17 protein-coding genes are annotated in these 15,511 nt (G+C 70.8%); 9 read left to right on the forward strand and 8 right to left on the reverse strand.

Annotation, left to right across the window (positions count from 1 at the left end):
• Window positions 1-433 precede the first annotated feature (433 nt).
• From AB0D85_RS23710 to AB0D85_RS23730, 5 genes are all read right to left on the reverse strand, one after another.
• Entirely contained in the window at window positions 434-1,618 is a 1,185-nt protein-coding gene (locus tag AB0D85_RS23710) for a hypothetical protein (RefSeq protein ID WP_362323383.1), read from the reverse strand.
• 4 nt (window positions 1,619-1,622) lie between these two features.
• Window positions 1,623-2,327 carry a hypothetical protein gene (locus tag AB0D85_RS23715; protein ID WP_362323386.1) on the reverse strand — a complete coding sequence of 235 codons (705 nt, stop codon included), beginning with the start codon at window positions 2,325-2,327 and terminating at the stop codon, window positions 1,623-1,625.
• An 83-nt stretch (window positions 2,328-2,410) separates the two neighbouring features.
• The gene (locus tag AB0D85_RS23720) at window positions 2,411-2,710 is read right to left on the reverse strand and encodes a hypothetical protein (protein WP_362323389.1); all 300 of its coding nucleotides are present in this window, start codon (window positions 2,708-2,710) and stop codon (window positions 2,411-2,413) included.
• 122 nt (window positions 2,711-2,832) lie between these two features.
• On the reverse strand, window positions 2,833-3,117 hold the full coding sequence (locus AB0D85_RS23725; protein WP_362323392.1) for a hypothetical protein: 285 nt from the start codon (window positions 3,115-3,117) through the stop codon (window positions 2,833-2,835).
• On the reverse strand, window positions 3,114-3,677 hold the full coding sequence (locus AB0D85_RS23730; RefSeq protein ID WP_362323395.1) for a DUF6668 family protein: 564 nt from the start codon (window positions 3,675-3,677) through the stop codon (window positions 3,114-3,116). Before AB0D85_RS23730 ends, AB0D85_RS23725 begins: the two co-directional genes overlap by 4 nt.
• Before the next feature lie 208 nt (window positions 3,678-3,885).
• Here AB0D85_RS23730 and AB0D85_RS23735 point away from each other — a divergent pair, with 208 nt between their 5' ends.
• The 3 genes from AB0D85_RS23735 to AB0D85_RS23745 all read left to right on the forward strand — a co-directional run bounded on the left by AB0D85_RS23735 (window position 3,886) and on the right by AB0D85_RS23745 (window position 6,470).
• Entirely contained in the window at window positions 3,886-4,722 is an 837-nt protein-coding gene (locus tag AB0D85_RS23735) for a transglycosylase SLT domain-containing protein (RefSeq protein WP_362323398.1), read from the forward strand.
• Window positions 4,723-4,745: 23 nt separating this feature from the next.
• Window positions 4,746-5,654 (forward strand): hypothetical protein, encoded by a 909-nt coding sequence (locus AB0D85_RS23740; RefSeq protein ID WP_362323401.1) that lies wholly within the window; start codon window positions 4,746-4,748, stop codon window positions 5,652-5,654.
• Window positions 5,655-5,936: 282 nt separating this feature from the next.
• The gene (locus tag AB0D85_RS23745; protein ID WP_362323404.1) at window positions 5,937-6,470 is read left to right on the forward strand and encodes a sigma-70 family RNA polymerase sigma factor; all 534 of its coding nucleotides are present in this window, start codon (window positions 5,937-5,939) and stop codon (window positions 6,468-6,470) included.
• A gap of 19 nt (window positions 6,471-6,489) precedes the next feature.
• On the opposite strand, the gene AB0D85_RS23750 is transcribed toward AB0D85_RS23745, so the two are convergent.
• Genes AB0D85_RS23750 through AB0D85_RS23760 form a run of 3 tightly spaced genes read right to left on the reverse strand, consistent with a single transcriptional unit; the run spans window position 6,490 to window position 9,125 of the window.
• Window positions 6,490-7,392: a hypothetical protein gene (locus AB0D85_RS23750; RefSeq protein WP_362323407.1), complete on the reverse strand. Its 903-nt coding sequence runs from the start codon at window positions 7,390-7,392 to the stop codon at window positions 6,490-6,492.
• Between the two features lie 48 nt (window positions 7,393-7,440).
• Window positions 7,441-8,091, reverse strand: coding sequence for a hypothetical protein (locus AB0D85_RS23755; RefSeq protein ID WP_362323409.1), 651 nt, complete (start codon window positions 8,089-8,091; stop codon window positions 7,441-7,443).
• Window positions 8,088-9,125 carry an NlpC/P60 family protein gene (locus AB0D85_RS23760; protein ID WP_362323412.1) on the reverse strand — a complete coding sequence of 346 codons (1,038 nt, stop codon included), beginning with the start codon at window positions 9,123-9,125 and terminating at the stop codon, window positions 8,088-8,090. The genes AB0D85_RS23755 and AB0D85_RS23760 overlap by 4 nt, the downstream gene beginning before the upstream one ends.
• Window positions 9,126-9,324: 199 nt before the next feature.
• Between AB0D85_RS23760 and AB0D85_RS23765 the strand changes: the two genes are divergently transcribed.
• The 6 genes from AB0D85_RS23765 to AB0D85_RS23790 are packed head-to-tail and all read left to right on the forward strand — an operon-like array spanning window position 9,325 to window position 15,371.
• Complete coding sequence (locus tag AB0D85_RS23765) at window positions 9,325-9,936, forward strand: DUF6668 family protein (protein ID WP_362323415.1); 612 nt, start codon at window positions 9,325-9,327, stop codon at window positions 9,934-9,936.
• A gap of 11 nt (window positions 9,937-9,947) precedes the next feature.
• A complete protein-coding gene (locus AB0D85_RS23770) occupies window positions 9,948-10,277 on the forward strand; it encodes a hypothetical protein (protein ID WP_362323418.1) in 330 nt (109 codons plus the stop codon).
• 32 nt (window positions 10,278-10,309) lie between these two features.
• The gene (locus tag AB0D85_RS23775) at window positions 10,310-11,077 is read left to right on the forward strand and encodes a hypothetical protein (protein ID WP_362323421.1); all 768 of its coding nucleotides are present in this window, start codon (window positions 10,310-10,312) and stop codon (window positions 11,075-11,077) included.
• Window positions 11,077-12,363 carry a hypothetical protein gene (locus tag AB0D85_RS23780; protein WP_362323424.1) on the forward strand — a complete coding sequence of 429 codons (1,287 nt, stop codon included), beginning with the start codon at window positions 11,077-11,079 and terminating at the stop codon, window positions 12,361-12,363. The genes AB0D85_RS23775 and AB0D85_RS23780 overlap by 1 nt, the downstream gene beginning before the upstream one ends.
• Entirely contained in the window at window positions 12,350-13,849 is a 1,500-nt protein-coding gene (locus AB0D85_RS23785) for an SCO6880 family protein (RefSeq protein WP_362323427.1), read from the forward strand. Before AB0D85_RS23780 ends, AB0D85_RS23785 begins: the two co-directional genes overlap by 14 nt.
• A gap of 55 nt (window positions 13,850-13,904) precedes the next feature.
• Window positions 13,905-15,371 carry an ATP/GTP-binding protein gene (locus tag AB0D85_RS23790; RefSeq protein ID WP_362323430.1) on the forward strand — a complete coding sequence of 489 codons (1,467 nt, stop codon included), beginning with the start codon at window positions 13,905-13,907 and terminating at the stop codon, window positions 15,369-15,371.
• Window positions 15,372-15,511: the final 140 nt, after the last annotated feature.

Consider the following 15,511-nt stretch of genomic DNA (forward strand, 5'->3'; position numbering starts at 1 on the left):
GAGGTTCCGCCACCGAGCCGGTCTGCCATGTCCCGCAACCGCTCGCGGTGGACCGGCGACCAGGACCGCGCCTGGCTGTCGAGCGACGGCGCAGGCCCCCGTCGATCGTCGGTGCGGCGGAGTAACCCGATGACTGCCCACAGTTCGAGGCCGTCCAGGGCCATGTCCGGGTTCCAGGCCGGGGGCCAGTGGGTCCGGGACCCGGCTGCGGCAGGTCCGCGCGGACAGGACACCCGACGGGGCCATCGCTCGCGAGAGCCGAGGTCCCCTGCGCCGACGCGGCATTCACCGTACCTTCCCGGGCAGGACGGATCGGATTCGTGACCGTAGGAAGACATCTGGCCGCCAGGACGGCAGGCCGACCAGCCGCTGCGAGGCGATCGTCGTCACGGCCATCAGCGAGCATCTGCGAGCAGCGCGTCCTGTCCACGCTCTAGGAGCCCCCGTGGTCGTTGTTCTGGTTGGCGCCCTCCACCCCGCTCTTGGCGATGTTGGCAGCGCCCTTGGCGATGCCCGCGACGATCGTGGCCGCCCCGAGTGCACCGGCTGCGGCGCCACCGAGTGCGGAGCCTCCGCCTGTGCTCGCCGCTCCACGGGCGGCTGCCTTCCCTGGGGTATGGTCCTGCGGATCCCTGTGGCCGCCGCCATCGCTGCCACTGCTGCCACTGCTGCCGGAGGGACCGCCACCGCCGTCCGCGCCCGAGGGGCCCTGAGACCCGCGAGGTCCGCCCATCGCCGTGGCGCCCTGGGCGAGCGACTTGGCTCCGGAGGCGATGCCGCCTGCGACGCTCATGGTGGCGGATCCGACCGAGTCACCGCCCAGGGCGGCCGTCGCGGGGACCACCAGCCGTAGCAGCGCCGGCAGGGCGATGGCCGACAGCAGCAGGATGGCCATGCCCGCCATCTGCGTGTTGATCTGGTCGCCGGTACGGTCGTTCATCAGCACGGCGCCCGTGTACATCACCATCCCGACCGCGGGCTTGTACAACAGCCAGGCGACCATCCAGCCGATGTGCTTGCGCCACCATTGGGTGCCCCAGTCCGTCATGGACGCGGCGGCCGCCATGGGCAGCGTGCCCATCAGCATCACCATCACGCCGAGCCGGATCCAGAGCAGGACCATCTGGATGACGGCCGCGATGGTGAGGAGGCAACCCACGATCAGCAGCACGATGCCGGGGACCGCGTCGGTGCAGCCGATGCCGCCCAGAATCTCGTTCATGCTTTCCGTCAGCAGGTAGTTGCCGTAGCGGTCCATCAGCACGGCGAAGACGTCGATCACGGTGGTCGCGGCCGCGGAGACCACGACGACCCTGAGCAGGCCCTTCAGTGCCTTCGTGCCTGCCTCGCCTCGTCGGTCGAGAGCCATCTTCGCGGCGGCGAAGAGCAGCGAGCCTATCGACAGATAGATGACGACCCACTGTGAGGAGCCGCTGATCTTGTCCGACGCGGCCACATTGTCGGTCCCGATGCTGGTGGATATCGCCCCGAACATCGCGAGGGCGCCGGCCATGACGATCTTGCCAACCATGCCGATCATGGAGCCGACAGGGTCGCTGAACATTCCCCAGAAGTCCAGGCCGCCGTCGCAGCCATTCGTGTCGTACGCCAGATACACGCTGTCACGCTCCCCACATGACGAAGCCGACGGTCGTCGACTCCGGCGTGGCCGAAAAGAGGTATCCGTTGTCGCGGAGTGCCAACTTCCAGTCACCGTCCAGCCAGCGCAGGGACACCGGCGTCGACAGGTAGCCGCCGAGCGGATTGGTCACGAGCAGGCTCACGGTCGCGGACGTACTCGCGTACGCGGACACGGAGAAGCCGGCGAACCTCCCCGCGGCACTCCTCGACGGGTCCGTCGTCTGCGCGCCGATTTTGAGCACAACGAACCTGTCGCGCGCGGCGCCGGGCACGACCTGCTGCTCAGCGGCGGTGCGCCACTGAGGGCCGCTCAGTTCGATGGGAATGACGTGAGCCGCCAGCACCGCCCCCATGGGGGTGTGCGCGAAGCACCACCACAAGGCCGGGTCCGTGATGAGGGGACCCGCGGACGGCGTGGTCGGCACCATGATGGCCATGAACTGTTTCCACCGGACGTCCCGCGGCGCCACGGTCGGCACCGCCGTGTCCTGGTCATGGGTGCGGCAGTTGGTCGGCCGACCGCCCGGCCCCTGCCGGACCTGCTGCGGATCCCCCGGCGAGAGGGGGCCACTCAGCCCGGCGAGGGCCTTCCGGCTGTCGGCTGCCTCGGCCTGCCCGCCGTCGTCCGACAGGCGGGCCGTCAGCGCCGTGACCAGGAGGAAGGCCATGAACAAGGCTGAACTCACCCAGGCCCGCTGTTTGTAGAAGGGGCCGGCATCCCGCTCGCGCCTTCGTCGCATACCGAACATGTCGGTCGATTCACCGTGACCTAGTTGAAGACGAAGGCGATGGTCGGGCCGGCGGTGGAGACGAGCACGCAGCCACCCAGCACCATGCCGAGACGGCTGAGGTGCTCGGAGCCCTCGCCGCGCTTCATGGAGACGGCCATCATGGCCCCGGTGATGATGATGCCGGCGACACCGGCCGCCGTGCCGGCCCAGCCGGCGATTCCCAGCACCAGGTTGACCGCGTCCGCGAGGGCTCCCGGCGCGGCGCGGCCTGGTTGCGGAACGGAGGTGGCGGGGTCATCGGCCAGATACAGGGAGTGGGAGAGCAGGATGTCCTTCATTGCGATGCTCCTGTTGTTGCGGACGTAGTCCGGCTGTCGCGCTGTGCAGCGTTCGGTTCGAAGAGGCGACGGGGGCGCGTGACACGGGCCCCCGTCGTGAAGTGGCGGAGTGCGGGAGTCGGTCAGGTCAGCACGAACCCGACGAGCGCCCAGGACGAGATCCCGAGAACGCAGGCGCCCAGGATGAGTACCAACCCCCGGAAATACGTGGCCCCCTCGCCCATCTCGCCGCGGCGAAGCTGCAGGGCCATCTGGGTGCCTATGACGATCACACCTGCCACGGCCGCGGCCGACACACACCAGGCGAGCAGGTTGAGCAGATAGGTGCCCGAGTGGCCGATGTCGGCATTCGGGTCGAAAGAGTCCGGTAGGTCGGGCGACGGCGTCGCGTCAGCCAGGACGTTCATCGAGTTCCCTCCGCGACCAGCTCCATGAGCCGTCGTAGCTCCCGGGGCGGATTGACCGCCGGCTTGCCGAGACGCCAGGCCGGGATCCACGGCAGGCGGTGCACCTGAACCGCCGAACGCAGTACCCGCACACGCCGGCCGAGCGCGATCGGCAGTCGGCCGGGCGCGTCGGCGACCAGTACGAGCGCCACCACACGCACCCCCGCGGGATGGTCCTCCTGGCGCAGCGTGTCCAGCGCCTGCGACGCCGCCCTCATACCTGCGGCGTGGGTGCGGGCCACCAGCAGCATCCGACCGGGCTCGTCGCGCGCCGGGTCGGGCCACCGCCGTCCCATGTCCGCTCCACCCAGCTCCCGCGCCAGCGTGGTCGCACCGGCGCCGCCATGCGCGTTGACCCAGGCGATCTGGTGGATCTGGTGCCCCGCCTGTCCTGATGGCGCGGCGGATCCCGACCAGAGGGTCGACGTCTCGGCTACGGCCGGCGCTGCGGGGCCCTGTTGGACGGTCGGCCCGCGGACCCACATCTGGCGGTCACCGGACGCCACTGACAGGACGTCCATGTGTGTTCACCTCTTCTCTCGTTCGCAGACGACAGATCCCGGAATGAAGCGAATTGAACTGATCAGCCCTCATGTTCGTTGCGGGCATCGAGTTTCGCGGTGATCTGTCAGGCAGCCACAACGGGAATCCGGGAGGACCGGTTCAAGGCCCGTGGCCGGTGTCGCGCAGGCGCGGGAAACGGAAGCGGTCCAAGGAAAGGAGCGGGACGTGGAGCAGCGAGAGTCGCAGGAGAACCAGCCTTCCATCGGCAGGAAGATGGACAGCACGACTCTGGCCGTCGGCCTGGGCGGCACCGGCCTGCTGGGGTGCATGGGCATGGTGCTCGCGGTGATCATCATCATGGGGGTGATCGTCGAATGCGCGATAGGCGTCCTGCTGTGGCCCCTGGTGCTGATCTGTCACATCTTCGGCTGTGGCGGCGGCGGTGGTGGTGGCGCGCAGGTGGACCAGGACGCGGTCGTGACGGCGTACAAGAGCGACGGCACCGGGCCGCTGGAAGAGGGCAGCGTCCCCGCGGATCTGCTTCAGGTCATCAGAGACGCCGGCAATCAGTGCACGCAGATCGGCCCGATCGTCATCGCCGCGCAGATCCAGCAGGTGTCCGGCTGGAACAGAAGCCTGGTCGGCCCCGACGGCCGCGAGGGCATCTCCCAGATGCCGCCCGACAAGTTCACGAAGTTCGGCGAGGACCACGACGACAACGGCAAGACCTCGGCGCTGGACCCCGAGGACTCGATCATGGCGCAAGGCAAGTACCTGTGCTCGCTCGCCGGGGACGTGAAGCAGCTCCTCAATGACAACGCCGTCACGGGGAACGCGCTGGACCTGACCCTGGCGGCGTACGACGTGGGTGAGGAAGCGATCAAGCAGGCGAGGGGAGTTCCGGACACCGACCAGGTGAAAAGTTACATCGCCGGCATCAGGGGCCAGTTCGCCCTGTACTCCGGTGCCATCAAGCCGCCCGACGGGTCTCCCTACCCGACGATATCCGCGTATCCCACCCTCACTTCCGCTTCCACCCCGACCCCCACGACCGGGCAGTGACCGGCGGAACAAGGAGACACCCCGTGTTCACCAAACTCTCCCATCGGGCCAAGAACTCGCCCGAGCTTGACACCCAGCGTTCGCCGGTGCCCTTCGAAGTAACGATCCGTGAGGACGGCAGTGCACTCGTCGACGGCGAACTCCTGCGTGTTTCCGGTGGCAGGCCGGTCCACATAGCGGTACTCGACGCGCTGCAGGACAACGCGCGGACTCGCGGCGGGCCCGTCGTGGCGGTGATCCGCGACAGCCAGGAAGGCGGCACGACGTGGCTGGAGGTGACCCCCGACGGCTCCAGCCGAATCCTGTCGCATGCCGAAGAAGCCGAGCAGACCCCCGCACCGCCACCGGCCGACCTCCACGCCGCTCGCGTGTCCGCGGCGCCGCCGGCGGCAACCGGGCCGCTCCTGGCAACAGAGCCCGTTCTCGAAGACCTCTTCCAGGACCCGGATCCGTCCCCGCCCCCGGTGCCGGACGAGCTGACCCAACTCGTCCTGCTCGTCCAGCAGTCCGTGGACGCCGGTGCCCTGGAGCGAGCGTCGGCGATCGCGTTCCGGCTGCGGGAGCACAGCGCGCGCAGCTTCGGCGCCGACCACCCGTACACCTTGGAGGCTGTCTCTCTGGAGGCGTTCGTCGCGCACCGCGGCGGCAACCATCGACTGGCGACGACCACGTGCCTCGAACTTGCCCGGTTCCGCTATCTGCGCTCCGAACCCCGGGCACGCGAGGACTTGATGCGTGCTGTCGCGGCATGGTGGCTCGTCGACGACGTTTCGTTCGCCCTCCTGCGCGGCAGGGCGATTCTCGACTTGTGGTCCGAGATGGGGCAACAGGGCGAACCGACGGCGGAGGACGTCGAATTGATGAGCCGCGTCAACCAACGTATCAACCGCCTCTCCGCGCCGTCCGTTACCCCTGAGGCGGGAGTTGCCTGAGAGAAAGTCACAGGTCACCAGCCCGGTGGCAGTGGAGGCCGGGGGTACGGGCCACGCACCTGGCCACCCTCGCGCACCATGGCTCTCCGAGCCTGTCAAGTAGGCGTGCATCGTCTGTCAATGCGACATGGATCGTCCCTCGCGACACTCCCCGCACATCAGGACCACCGCAGTCCCCGGTCCTGAGACCTGATTCCTCGAACGGGGTCACGTAAGAGGGGAACGAAGTTGAGCTGGACCCTAATGGGTTCCGCGGGATCGAAGGGCTCCCGGGAACACACGATGCGCACTCTGTATGACGAACACATCGGGGACCTCTATAACTATGTCTTGCGGCTGCTGGGTGGCGACCACCACCGCGCAGAAGACGTGGTGCAGGAGTCGCTGCTGCGCTGCTGGCGCACTCAGTCCATGCATGACGGCCAGATCCTGCGGCCGTGGCTGTTCCGAGTCGCCCGCAATCTCATCATCGACGACTACCGACTGCGGATGGCCCGCCCCCAGGAGGTCGACGGGACCATCTGGCTGGCCGAGTTACTCACCACAACCGACGACGTCGACGACCTTCTCTCCTCCGTGATCTTCCAGGAGGCGTTCAAGTCGCTGTCGGTCAAGCACCGCGAGGTCCTCTACGAGACCTACTACATGGGCCGGTCGACGCGCGAGGCGGCCCACGTGCTCGGCATACCACCGGGCACGGTCAAGTCGCGCCTGTACCACGCGGTGCGGTCACTGCGTCAGACTCTGGGCGTCGTCGAGACCACCGACGCGCAGGTCGGCACGCAGTCGGACATGTGGGACTGTCCCGCGGCGTGAGTACGCCGGGCCGCCGGGTTCACCCGGCGGCCGTCCGGGCATCTCGTGCGGGCCGGTCCCACACCCCTGCCGCGCGGGATGCCCCCGCTCTCGGCGTGGTTGCGGGACTCGACCAAGTTCCGCCCGGCGTCGGACCGGCCGGAGCCGCCGTGGTGCGTGCCGAATTCAGCCACGCCTGGTGTTCGAGGACGGCGGTGAGCGCGGCACCGTCCTTGCCCGGGATCTGATTGCGCATGCGGATCACGCCGATGCCGATGGACAGCGCGGTGTCCGGATCGGCGATCTGGAGCCAGAGTGCCTCGGCGTGGGCCGCTGCCGTCTCTGCGTGCTCGCTCTCCCCTCGGTAGTGCCTGCGCTCGGCGACGTCCCGAAACAACCTCACGCCCCCCGCGGTGTCGCCGCGCAGGGCAGTGACGCGGGCCCGGACCTCGCGGGCGCGCAAGGCGTCGGGATGGGAGACGCCCAGGGTGTCCGAGGCCTGTTCGTCGAGCCGTGTGGCGAGATCGCCGGCCGTGTCGAGACGGCCCGCCTCCAGCTGTTCCATGACCAAGGCCAGGGAGTCGGCGAGCATGCCGGGCTCCGCTTCCGTACCGGCGGCGAGGCGCACCGTGCGGGAGGCGTTCCTGCCACCGCGCTTCTTCGGCGCCGGGGCACGCGGCCCGCCGGTGAGTTCGCCCACCGTGCCGTCGGGCGCGACGACCAGGTGCCATACCGTGCCGTCCGCTTCGGTGGCCTCCGCGCGCACCGGACGGCCGAGCCTGGCGGCGGCTTCGGCCACCGTGCCGATGGCGGCGGTCCGGTGGGGATGCGTCGTGGCGGGCACCAGTGGTCCGTCGGCGTCGACCCGCCCGTCGTCGTACACGGTGAGCGCGTAGGCGGGCCACGCGGGTACGTCCGGGGACTCGTACGTCCTGTGGGTCACTTTTCCTCCGGGATGTGGGAAGGGGGCGGGCGTCCGTGCGGGGGCGGGCTACTGCAAGAGGACGCCTGCGACCTGCCACGGCTTGCCGGGGCCCGTGCGGGTGAGGTGTACGTAGGCCGCGAGGGTGGTGGGCTTTCCCGTCCAGTGGTCACGGCCGTGCGGGGTGGTCGTGACGGCCCACTGCCGCCAGGACTCGGTGCCGGTGTCGGCGGGCTCGGCGGCGTCGTCGGCCGGTGCCAGTGCGACGGTGGTGCGGGCACGATGGGCGGTCCATTGCCGCCACTGGACGTCGCGGATCGACTCGGCTCGGTGGGACCGCAGCTGAGCCGCGTATGCCGGGGTCAGCCAACCCCCGTCGGCGGCGCGGACGTCGGCGGCGTAGGGGTCGTCGTCGGTGACGGTGTCGAAGGTCCACAGCGCCGTGAGCGCGCCCTTGCCCACGGCGTCCGGGTCGGTCCGGTCGACGTCGGAGGCACGGGGGACACCGTGCTCGGGGGCGCCCGTGGAGCGCGCGGGCAGGGCCGAGGCCTCGCCGGCCCTGGAGGGGGTCGGGTAGGGCCCGGTGCCGGTGGCGGCGGACCTGGACGGCTCGGCCGACGGGGTCCGGCCGCCGCCCGCGCCGTTGCCACAGCCGGTGAGGGCGACGGCGAGGGCGAGAGCCACCGCCGCCGTGGTACGCCGCGTGCCGGAGGAAGTCATCCGAACCGCCTTATTCTCTGGGGTATGTCGGCGTAGTAGGGGTCGCCGAGCTCGCTGATCTTGACGACGTCCCCGGTCTTCGGCGCGTGGATGAACTGCCCGTGGCCGATGTAGATGCCGACGTGGTCGTAGCTGCCGTGCAGGGCGAACCCGATCAGGTCGCCGGGCCGGATCTCGTCGCGGTCCACCGCCGTGCCCGCGGTGACCTGGACCTGGGAGACGCGGGGGATGAGGGTCTGCCCGCCGCTGGCCTGGTAGACCGCGTATTGGACCAGGCTGGAGCAGTCGAACCCGACCGTATGCGCGCCTTGCGCGAAGCCGAGCCCGGGCCCCTCGGGGCCGCCGCCGCCCCACGAGTACGGCGTGCCGAGCCACTTGCGGGCCGCGGCCACCACTCGGTCGCCGAACGCGCTGTCGTTGTCGTCCTGTCCGTCCGGCGTCCCGGTGCCGACGCCCGCACCGGTGTAGCGAGTCATCGCCGAGATGATGCGCACGACGTAGGCCTGGGTCTCGGGATAGGGGGGTATTCCCCGGTAGGTCTGGACCGCGCCCGGTCCCGAGTTGTAGGCGGCGAGCATCAGCCGGGTGACGTCGCCCCCGTTGGCCAGGTCTTTCACCTTGCCCGCGAGCCAGCAGTCGTAGCGGGCCTGGGTCATGATGGCGTCGCCCGGCGTGAACGGGTCGGCCACGCCGTCCGGTTCTGCGCCGCCGTCCTTGCCGGCCGCGTCCACGCCCCAGGTGGCCCAGGTGCCCGGGATGAACTGGCTCAACCCCTGTGCGCCGGCGGGACTCACCGCGGTGGGGTTCCAACCCGACTCCGCCTCGATCTGCGCCGCGACCAGTGGAGCGCTGACCTCCGGACAGAGCCGGCCGGCGCGCTCGACCCACGGCGCGAAGCCGGCTGGGACGTGCCGGGTGTCGAGTGTCGTGACGAACCCTTCGGGGCGGGTGGCGTCCTGCGCCTGGCTCACGTCTCCGAGGACGGCCAGGCCGATCAGGGACCCGACGAGCCCGAAGACAGCGCTGCCCGTCACGAGAAACGTCGATCTTGCCTGCGCGGTTCGGTCCACCGCCTACGACTCCCTTTCCATGCGCGGAATCCTCGGCGGGCATGCGGGCCACGGCAGCCCAATTTGCACCATTTGAGGGTTAGTTGGTAATTGAGATCTTTATTGCACTTCGTAAACTTATATGTACTATGGGCGCGTTGAGTCGGTCTTCGGAGGAGGTGCCATGGCGGGAGATGCGCCGGTTTTGAATCCCTGGTTGCCGCAGTCGCGCCCTTCCGGGGGCACCAACGGGAAACCAGGCCGATCGGTTCAGGACCTGTCGACCGAACTGACCGGGCCGTCCGCCCCCCAGGGCCGCGGAGTCCCGCCCCCGGAACAGGGCCTGCCCCACGCTTCGTCGCACCCGGACATCGGCCAAGCCTGGTGGTGGCTGGGCGTGCACGGCGGCGCGGGGGTCACCACCCTTGAACAGGCCGTGCCCGGCGGCCGGGACGCGGGCCGCGTCTGGCCCGTGTCCGCGCGACCGCAGCGGGTCGTCCTGGTGGCCCGCTCCGGGGCGCACGGCGTCCGGGCCGCCCAGCACGCCGCACGGCAATGGGCCTCCGGCACGGTCACCGGTGTCGAACTGCTCGGCCTGGTGGTCGTCGCCGATGCCCCAGGCCGACGCCCCCGCACACTCCAGGACCTCGTGCGCCTGGTCTCCGGCGCCGTTCCCCGGCTCTGGGAGATCCCGTGGGTGGAGGCCTGGCGGCTCGGCGAGCCGCCGCTGGCCCATCTACCCAAGGAATGCGCCCCGTTGGCCCGTGATCTGACCAGACTCACCCGACCTGCATAAGGAGGACCGCGATGTCCAGCCTCCTGGCGGCCGCCGTGGACGCCGCACCACACCTCACCTCCCTGCCCCGTCTCGCCGTGGCGTCCGCCCAGCCCTCGGGCGTGCCGGACGTCGGCTCGGGCGAGGCACCCCCCGGCGCGGACGGCCTGCTGACCGTGCTGCGGTGGGTGGCCTGGTCGGTCACCGCTCTGTGCGTCGCGGGCATCTTCGGCGTGGCCGCCCGGATGGCCGTCGACCACTCCAGGGGCGGAGGCGGCGAGCACGTCAGGGGACTCGGCTTCGTCCTCGGGGCATGCCTGCTGGTCGGTTCCGCGTCCGGGATCGTCAGCGCGCTCATCTAGCGGCTGAGGGAAGCTTGAGGAGAAGAGAGACCATGGCAGAGCCCGGAAACGGCACGGGCGCCGACGAGTCGCCCAGCCCGTGGCTGCGCACCGGATTCGTCCTCGCTGCCGCGTTCGTCGGCTTCGTCGCCGTCATCGGTGGCGCCGTCGTCATCACCTCGGGCGGTGGTGACGACGGCGCCACCGCGTCGGTCACGCCGGCCGGCGGTGCCGCCGAAGAGAGCGCGGACACCGGCACGGATCCGGAGACGGCGGCGGACATCTCCTGCCCCGCACTGTCCGACCACGACCAGGCGGTGCCCGAAACCGCCCCCGCGGGTGTGTCCTGGTCGCTGTACGACGCCGTCGCCCTCCCCGCGTCGAGGACGGCGGGCCCGGCTGTGGCCGGGAAGGACGTGGCGCGCTGCTACGCGCACACCCCGGTCGGCGCCCTGCTGGCGTCGAGTCAGATCAGCGTGCGCTACCTGGCCGCCGCCGACTGGCGGAGCGTGACCCGCACCCAGACCGTCGGCGCAGGCCGCGACGCTTATATCACCGACCGCACCGCGGCCGAGAAGACGGCCGCCCCGGACGAGGACAGCACCGCACATGGGCAGATCGCCGGATACCGGTTCGTCACGTACCACGACTCCACCGCCGTGATCGACACCGTGTGGCGTTTTCCCGGCGGTCAGATGCAGGTCGCCACCACGACGGTGCTGTGGCGTGAGGGTGACTGGCGACTTGAGTTCCCGGCCGTACCGGCCGCGCCCACCCCGGTCGACTCCCTCGCCGGGTACGTCCAGTGGGGAGGAGTGTGATGAGCGGCTGCGACTTCGGCTGGGTGGCCCCGACGGTCGGTGGCTACTGTGTGGGCGACGGCACGGGTACGTCCCCGCAGAACCTCGGCGGCAGCGGCTTCGACGCCATCGCGGAAGACGCCGCGCACGCGGCGGCCATCACCGTCAAGGCCCTTGGCGGCGCCTGGATGAACCTGGGCACGCCCGACCTCAGCGCCGACAGCGGCCCGGTGGCGCTGCTGCGCGGCTCCACACTCTGGTTCACCACGTTCATCGCCGTGCTGTGCCTGCTCGTCGCGGCGGGGCATCTCGCCTGGCAGCGCCGCAGCGAGCCCGCCCGGCAGGCCCTGCAAGGTCTGCTCAATCTGGTGGTGGTCTCCTCCGCCGGGGTCGCCACGGTCAACCTGCTGGCCGTGGCGGGGGACAAGTTCAGCGTCTGGATCATCGACCGCTCCACCGGCTGTCGGCAGATCAGCGCCGCCGGTGAGCCGGTCGCCGAGTGCGTAGCCGAGTTCGACAAACGCACCTCGGCCATGCTCGCGCTCGGCGGCACCGACTCGTCGTTCCTCGTCCTGGTCATGGCCGTGCTGGTGATCGTCGCGGGAGTGGCGCAGATCGCCCTGATGATCGTGCGCATGGCCATGCTGGTGATCCTCAGCGGTACGCTCCCGCTGGCCGCCGCCGCAGGCACGACCCCCACCGGCCGTGTCTGGTTCCGCAGGTCCGTGGGTTGGTTGCTCGCCTTCGTTCTGTACAAACCGGCCGCGGCCGTCGTGTACGCTGCCGCGTTCTCGATGGCCGGCCAGAAGCAGGACGGGCAAGTCGTCTCCATGGTGTCCGGCGTCGTCCTGCTGGCACTGTCCTGCTTCACCCTGCCCGCGCTGATGAGGATCGCCGCCCCGGTCGTCCAGGCGGCCGCCTCGGGATCGGGCCGCGCAGGGCGGGCCTCCGCCTCCGCCGGACCGGCCGGCTCGGCCACCGGCGCCCTCGCCGTGCCGCACCTACGCGGGCTGGCCGCGGGCCGGCCTGTCTCCGGCGCCGCTGTCGGCCCGTACGGATCCGCTACGACCGGCGCGCGCCCGACGCCGGGCGCGGCGGCCCGGGGCTCAGGGTCGGCACACACCTCCGAGACGGCACGCGTGGTGTCGGAGGGGCGGCGACGCCGGGACGGCGATACGCGTCCGGTCCCTGCCGCCGGCCCGGACGACACCGGGGGCGACCACCCCGTGGACGGGGAAGCAGCGACCGTACCGGTGCCGGCCCGGCACCACACCGACCAGCAGGAGGAGAACCGTGGCAGCCACTGAGCCGACCACCCCGCGTACCTACGGCAACTTCCGCAAGCCCCGCACCTCCGGCCTGCGGGGACTGTCCCTCGGCGCGACCCTGCTGCTGTTCGCCGGTCTGGCGGCCGTCGTACTGACCACGCTGGCCTCCATCTGGGCCGCGCTCGCCCTCGCGGCGGCGCTGACGGCCGCCATGGCTCCGCTGGCCGTCCGGGACCGGCACGGCCGCACGCTGATGCAGCGCGGCGCGGTCCGGCTGGCGTGGCGGCGCACCACCTCCTCCGGCGGCCACCTCTACCGGTCGGGCCCACTGGGCCGGACCGGTTTCGGATCGTGCAGACTGCCCGGACTGGCCGCAGAGTCCGTCCTGACGGAGGCACAGGACGGCTACGGTCGCCCCTTCGCCGTGATCACCATTCCGGCGACCGGCCACCACGCCGTCGTCATCGCCTGCGACGCGGACGGCGCCGCCCTCGTCGACGAACAACAAGTCGACATCTGGGTCGCCCACTGGGGCCAGTGGCTGTCCGTGCTGGGCGCCGAGCCCGACCTGGTGGCCGCGAGCGTCACCGTGGAGAGCGCCCCGGACTCCGGGGTCCGGCTCCAGCAGGAAATCGCCGCCAACACGGTCGCGGACGCCCCCGACCTGGCGGCGTCGATGATGCGCGAGGTGCTGACCGCCTACCCCGCGGGCTCGGCGCAGATCACCACCCGGATCGCCCTGACCTACTCGGGGGCTGCCCGCGCCGGCTCGCCCCGGCGCAGCGCCGAGGACATGGCCCTGCACATCGGCACCCGGCTGCCCGGCCTGACCGCCGGCCTGTCGATGACCGGCGCCGGCATCGCCGTACCGATGACGGCCACCGAACTCGCCGAGGCCGTCCGCGTCGCCTACGACCCGACCGTGGCCTCTCTGGTGGAAGAGGCACGCGCCGTCGGCGGTTCCGGTCTGACCTGGAGTCAGGCCGGGCCGATGGCCGCCCAGGAGGCCTGGGACCACTACCGGCACGACGGCGCGTACAGCGTGACGTGGGCGATGACGGAGGCACCCCAGGGCGAGGTGTTCTCGAACGTCCTCACCGCACTCGTACAGCCCAACCGCGACATCGCCCGTAAGCGGGTCACCCTGCTGTACCGTCCGCACAGCCGGGCCGAAGGCGCCCGCGTCGTCCAGCAGGACTACAAGAACGCCCTGTTCAACGCGCAGCAGTCGCAGATCGGCCAGGCCCGGGACGACGCCGAGGTGACCGCCGCACGCCGTACCACTGAGGAACAGGCCCAGGGCCACGGCGTGATCCGCTTCGGCATGCTCATCACGTCGACCGTCGGTTCCGCCGCGGACCTCCCGAAGGCCGCCGCCGCCGTGGACAACCTGGCGCCCGCCGCACGCATCGCGGTACGCCCGGTCTACGGCTCACAGGCGGCGGCGTTCGCGGCGGCCCTCCCGCTGGGTCTGGTCCTGCCGATGCACACAGCACTGCCGCAGACGGTACGGGACGCGATGTAGCACCCGCCATAGCCCCGAAATTCGTAGCGAACCCTCATAGAACAAGGCGAGTTCGATGGCACAGAAAAGCAGGGCGCGCCGTCCGTCGCGCCCCACTCCGCGAGGCTGGCCCGGTCCCGGCGGCGGCATGGTCGGCTACGTCGACCCTGCCCCCGAGTGGCGCGGTACCACCGCCCAGGTGTGCGGCCTGTGGCCCTTCGGCGCGGGCGCCGGCACCCCCATGGTCGGGGTGCCGCTCGGCCGCGACCTCGACTCCGGAGCCACGGTCTGCTGCGACCCGGTGTCCTGGTTCACCCGCACCGGCCTGCTCGCCAACCCGTCGATGTTCGTGCTCGGCCGCCCCGGCCTCGGCAAGTCCACCGTCGTCCGCCGGATGGCACTCGGCCTGTCCGGCTACGGCGTCCACCCGCTGATCTTCGGCGACCTCAAGCCCGACTACACCGACCTGATCCGGGCGATCGGCGGCCAGGTCATCAGCTTGGGCCGGGGGCGCGGCAACCTCAACGTACTGGACCCCGGAGAGTCCGTCCGGGCCGCAGCCAGACTCACCGGCGAAGCACGCCGTCGCCTGCTCGCCGACGTCCACGGCCGCCGCCTGCACATGGTCTCCGCCCTGGTGACCATCCTGCGCTCCGCGCCGCCCACCGACCGCGAGGAGACGATCCTCTCCGCCGCGCTGAACATCCTCGACGACCGGCACGGCACCGACCGTGTCCCCGTCCTCGGCGACCTGGTGCAGGTCGTCAAGGACGCCCCGGAAGCGGTCCGCTCGGTGGCACTGGACCGCGGCGACCTCACCCGCTACCGGGACATCACCGAGAACCTTGAGGCCTCACTGACCGCCCTGCTCGGCGACGGCCGACTGGGCGGCACCTTCGCCCGGCCGACCACCGAGGCGATGAAGCTCGACCGGCCGGTGTGCTTCGACGTCAGCGGTATCGACGACAGCGAGCAGCTGCTCCAGGCGGCGGCCCTGCTGTCCTGCTGGTCGTACGGTTTCGGCGCGGTCTCCGCGGCCCACGCACTCGCGGACGCCGGTCTGGAACCGCAGCGCAACTACTTTCTCGTCATGGACGAACTCTGGCGCGTCCTGCAGGCGGGCCGTGGCCTGGTCGACCGCGTCAACGCCCTCACCCGCCTGGACCGGCAGCGCGGCGTGGGCCTTGCCATGATCACCCACAGTCTGGACGACCTGCTCGCTCTGCCCACCGAGGAGGACCGCACCAAGGCCAAGGGTTTCGTCGAACGCGCCGGCATGGTGATCTGCGCCGGCCTGCCGCCCGCCGAGATGCCCCAGCTCGCCCAGGTCGTCGAGCTGACCGAGGCGGAGAAGCGGCTCCTGGTCGACTGGTCCACCCCGCCCGCCTGGGACGGCACGAGCGGCCGCCGCGGTGCCCCGCCCGGCCTCGGCAATTTCCTGATCAAGGTCGGCAACCGCCCTGGCATCCCGCTGCATGTGGATCTGACGGCGGCGGAACTGGAGGTCAACGACACCAACAAGCGCTGGAACCGACTGGCCTGACCGCCCGCCCGATTCCTTCGGCCCCGAATCCCCGGAGGAGAGTCATCGTCGGCCCGACGGACACGGTTTCGACGCCCGTGGCGGGATCGGCCGTAGCGACCGCCGCTACGGAGCCCGCGCACGGGCACAGGTTTACGCAC

The sequence above is a fragment of the Streptomyces sp. NPDC048277 genome, assembly GCF_040652235.1.
GTDB lineage: Bacteria > Actinomycetota > Actinomycetes > Streptomycetales > Streptomycetaceae > Streptomyces.

What these genes read in the sequence shown, in the direction of transcription:
- AB0D85_RS23720 (WP_362323389.1), bottom strand. Translation starts at nt 2,710, where the DNA reads ATGAAGGACATCCTGCTCTCCCACTCCCTGTATCTGGCCGATGACCCC.
- AB0D85_RS23725 (WP_362323392.1), bottom strand. Translation starts at nt 3,117, where the DNA reads ATGAACGTCCTGGCTGACGCGACGCCGTCGCCCGACCTACCGGACTCT.
- AB0D85_RS23730 (WP_362323395.1), bottom strand. Translation starts at nt 3,677, where the DNA reads ATGGACGTCCTGTCAGTGGCGTCCGGTGACCGCCAGATGTGGGTCCGC.
- AB0D85_RS23745 (WP_362323404.1), top strand. Translation starts at nt 5,937, where the DNA reads ATGCGCACTCTGTATGACGAACACATCGGGGACCTCTATAACTATGTC.
- AB0D85_RS23755 (WP_362323409.1), bottom strand. Translation starts at nt 8,091, where the DNA reads ATGACTTCCTCCGGCACGCGGCGTACCACGGCGGCGGTGGCTCTCGCC.
- AB0D85_RS23765 (WP_362323415.1), top strand. Translation starts at nt 9,325, where the DNA reads ATGGCGGGAGATGCGCCGGTTTTGAATCCCTGGTTGCCGCAGTCGCGC.
- AB0D85_RS23770 (WP_362323418.1), top strand. Translation starts at nt 9,948, where the DNA reads ATGTCCAGCCTCCTGGCGGCCGCCGTGGACGCCGCACCACACCTCACC.
- AB0D85_RS23775 (WP_362323421.1), top strand. Translation starts at nt 10,310, where the DNA reads ATGGCAGAGCCCGGAAACGGCACGGGCGCCGACGAGTCGCCCAGCCCG.
- AB0D85_RS23780 (WP_362323424.1), top strand. Translation starts at nt 11,077, where the DNA reads ATGAGCGGCTGCGACTTCGGCTGGGTGGCCCCGACGGTCGGTGGCTAC.
- AB0D85_RS23790 (WP_362323430.1), top strand. Translation starts at nt 13,905, where the DNA reads ATGGCACAGAAAAGCAGGGCGCGCCGTCCGTCGCGCCCCACTCCGCGA.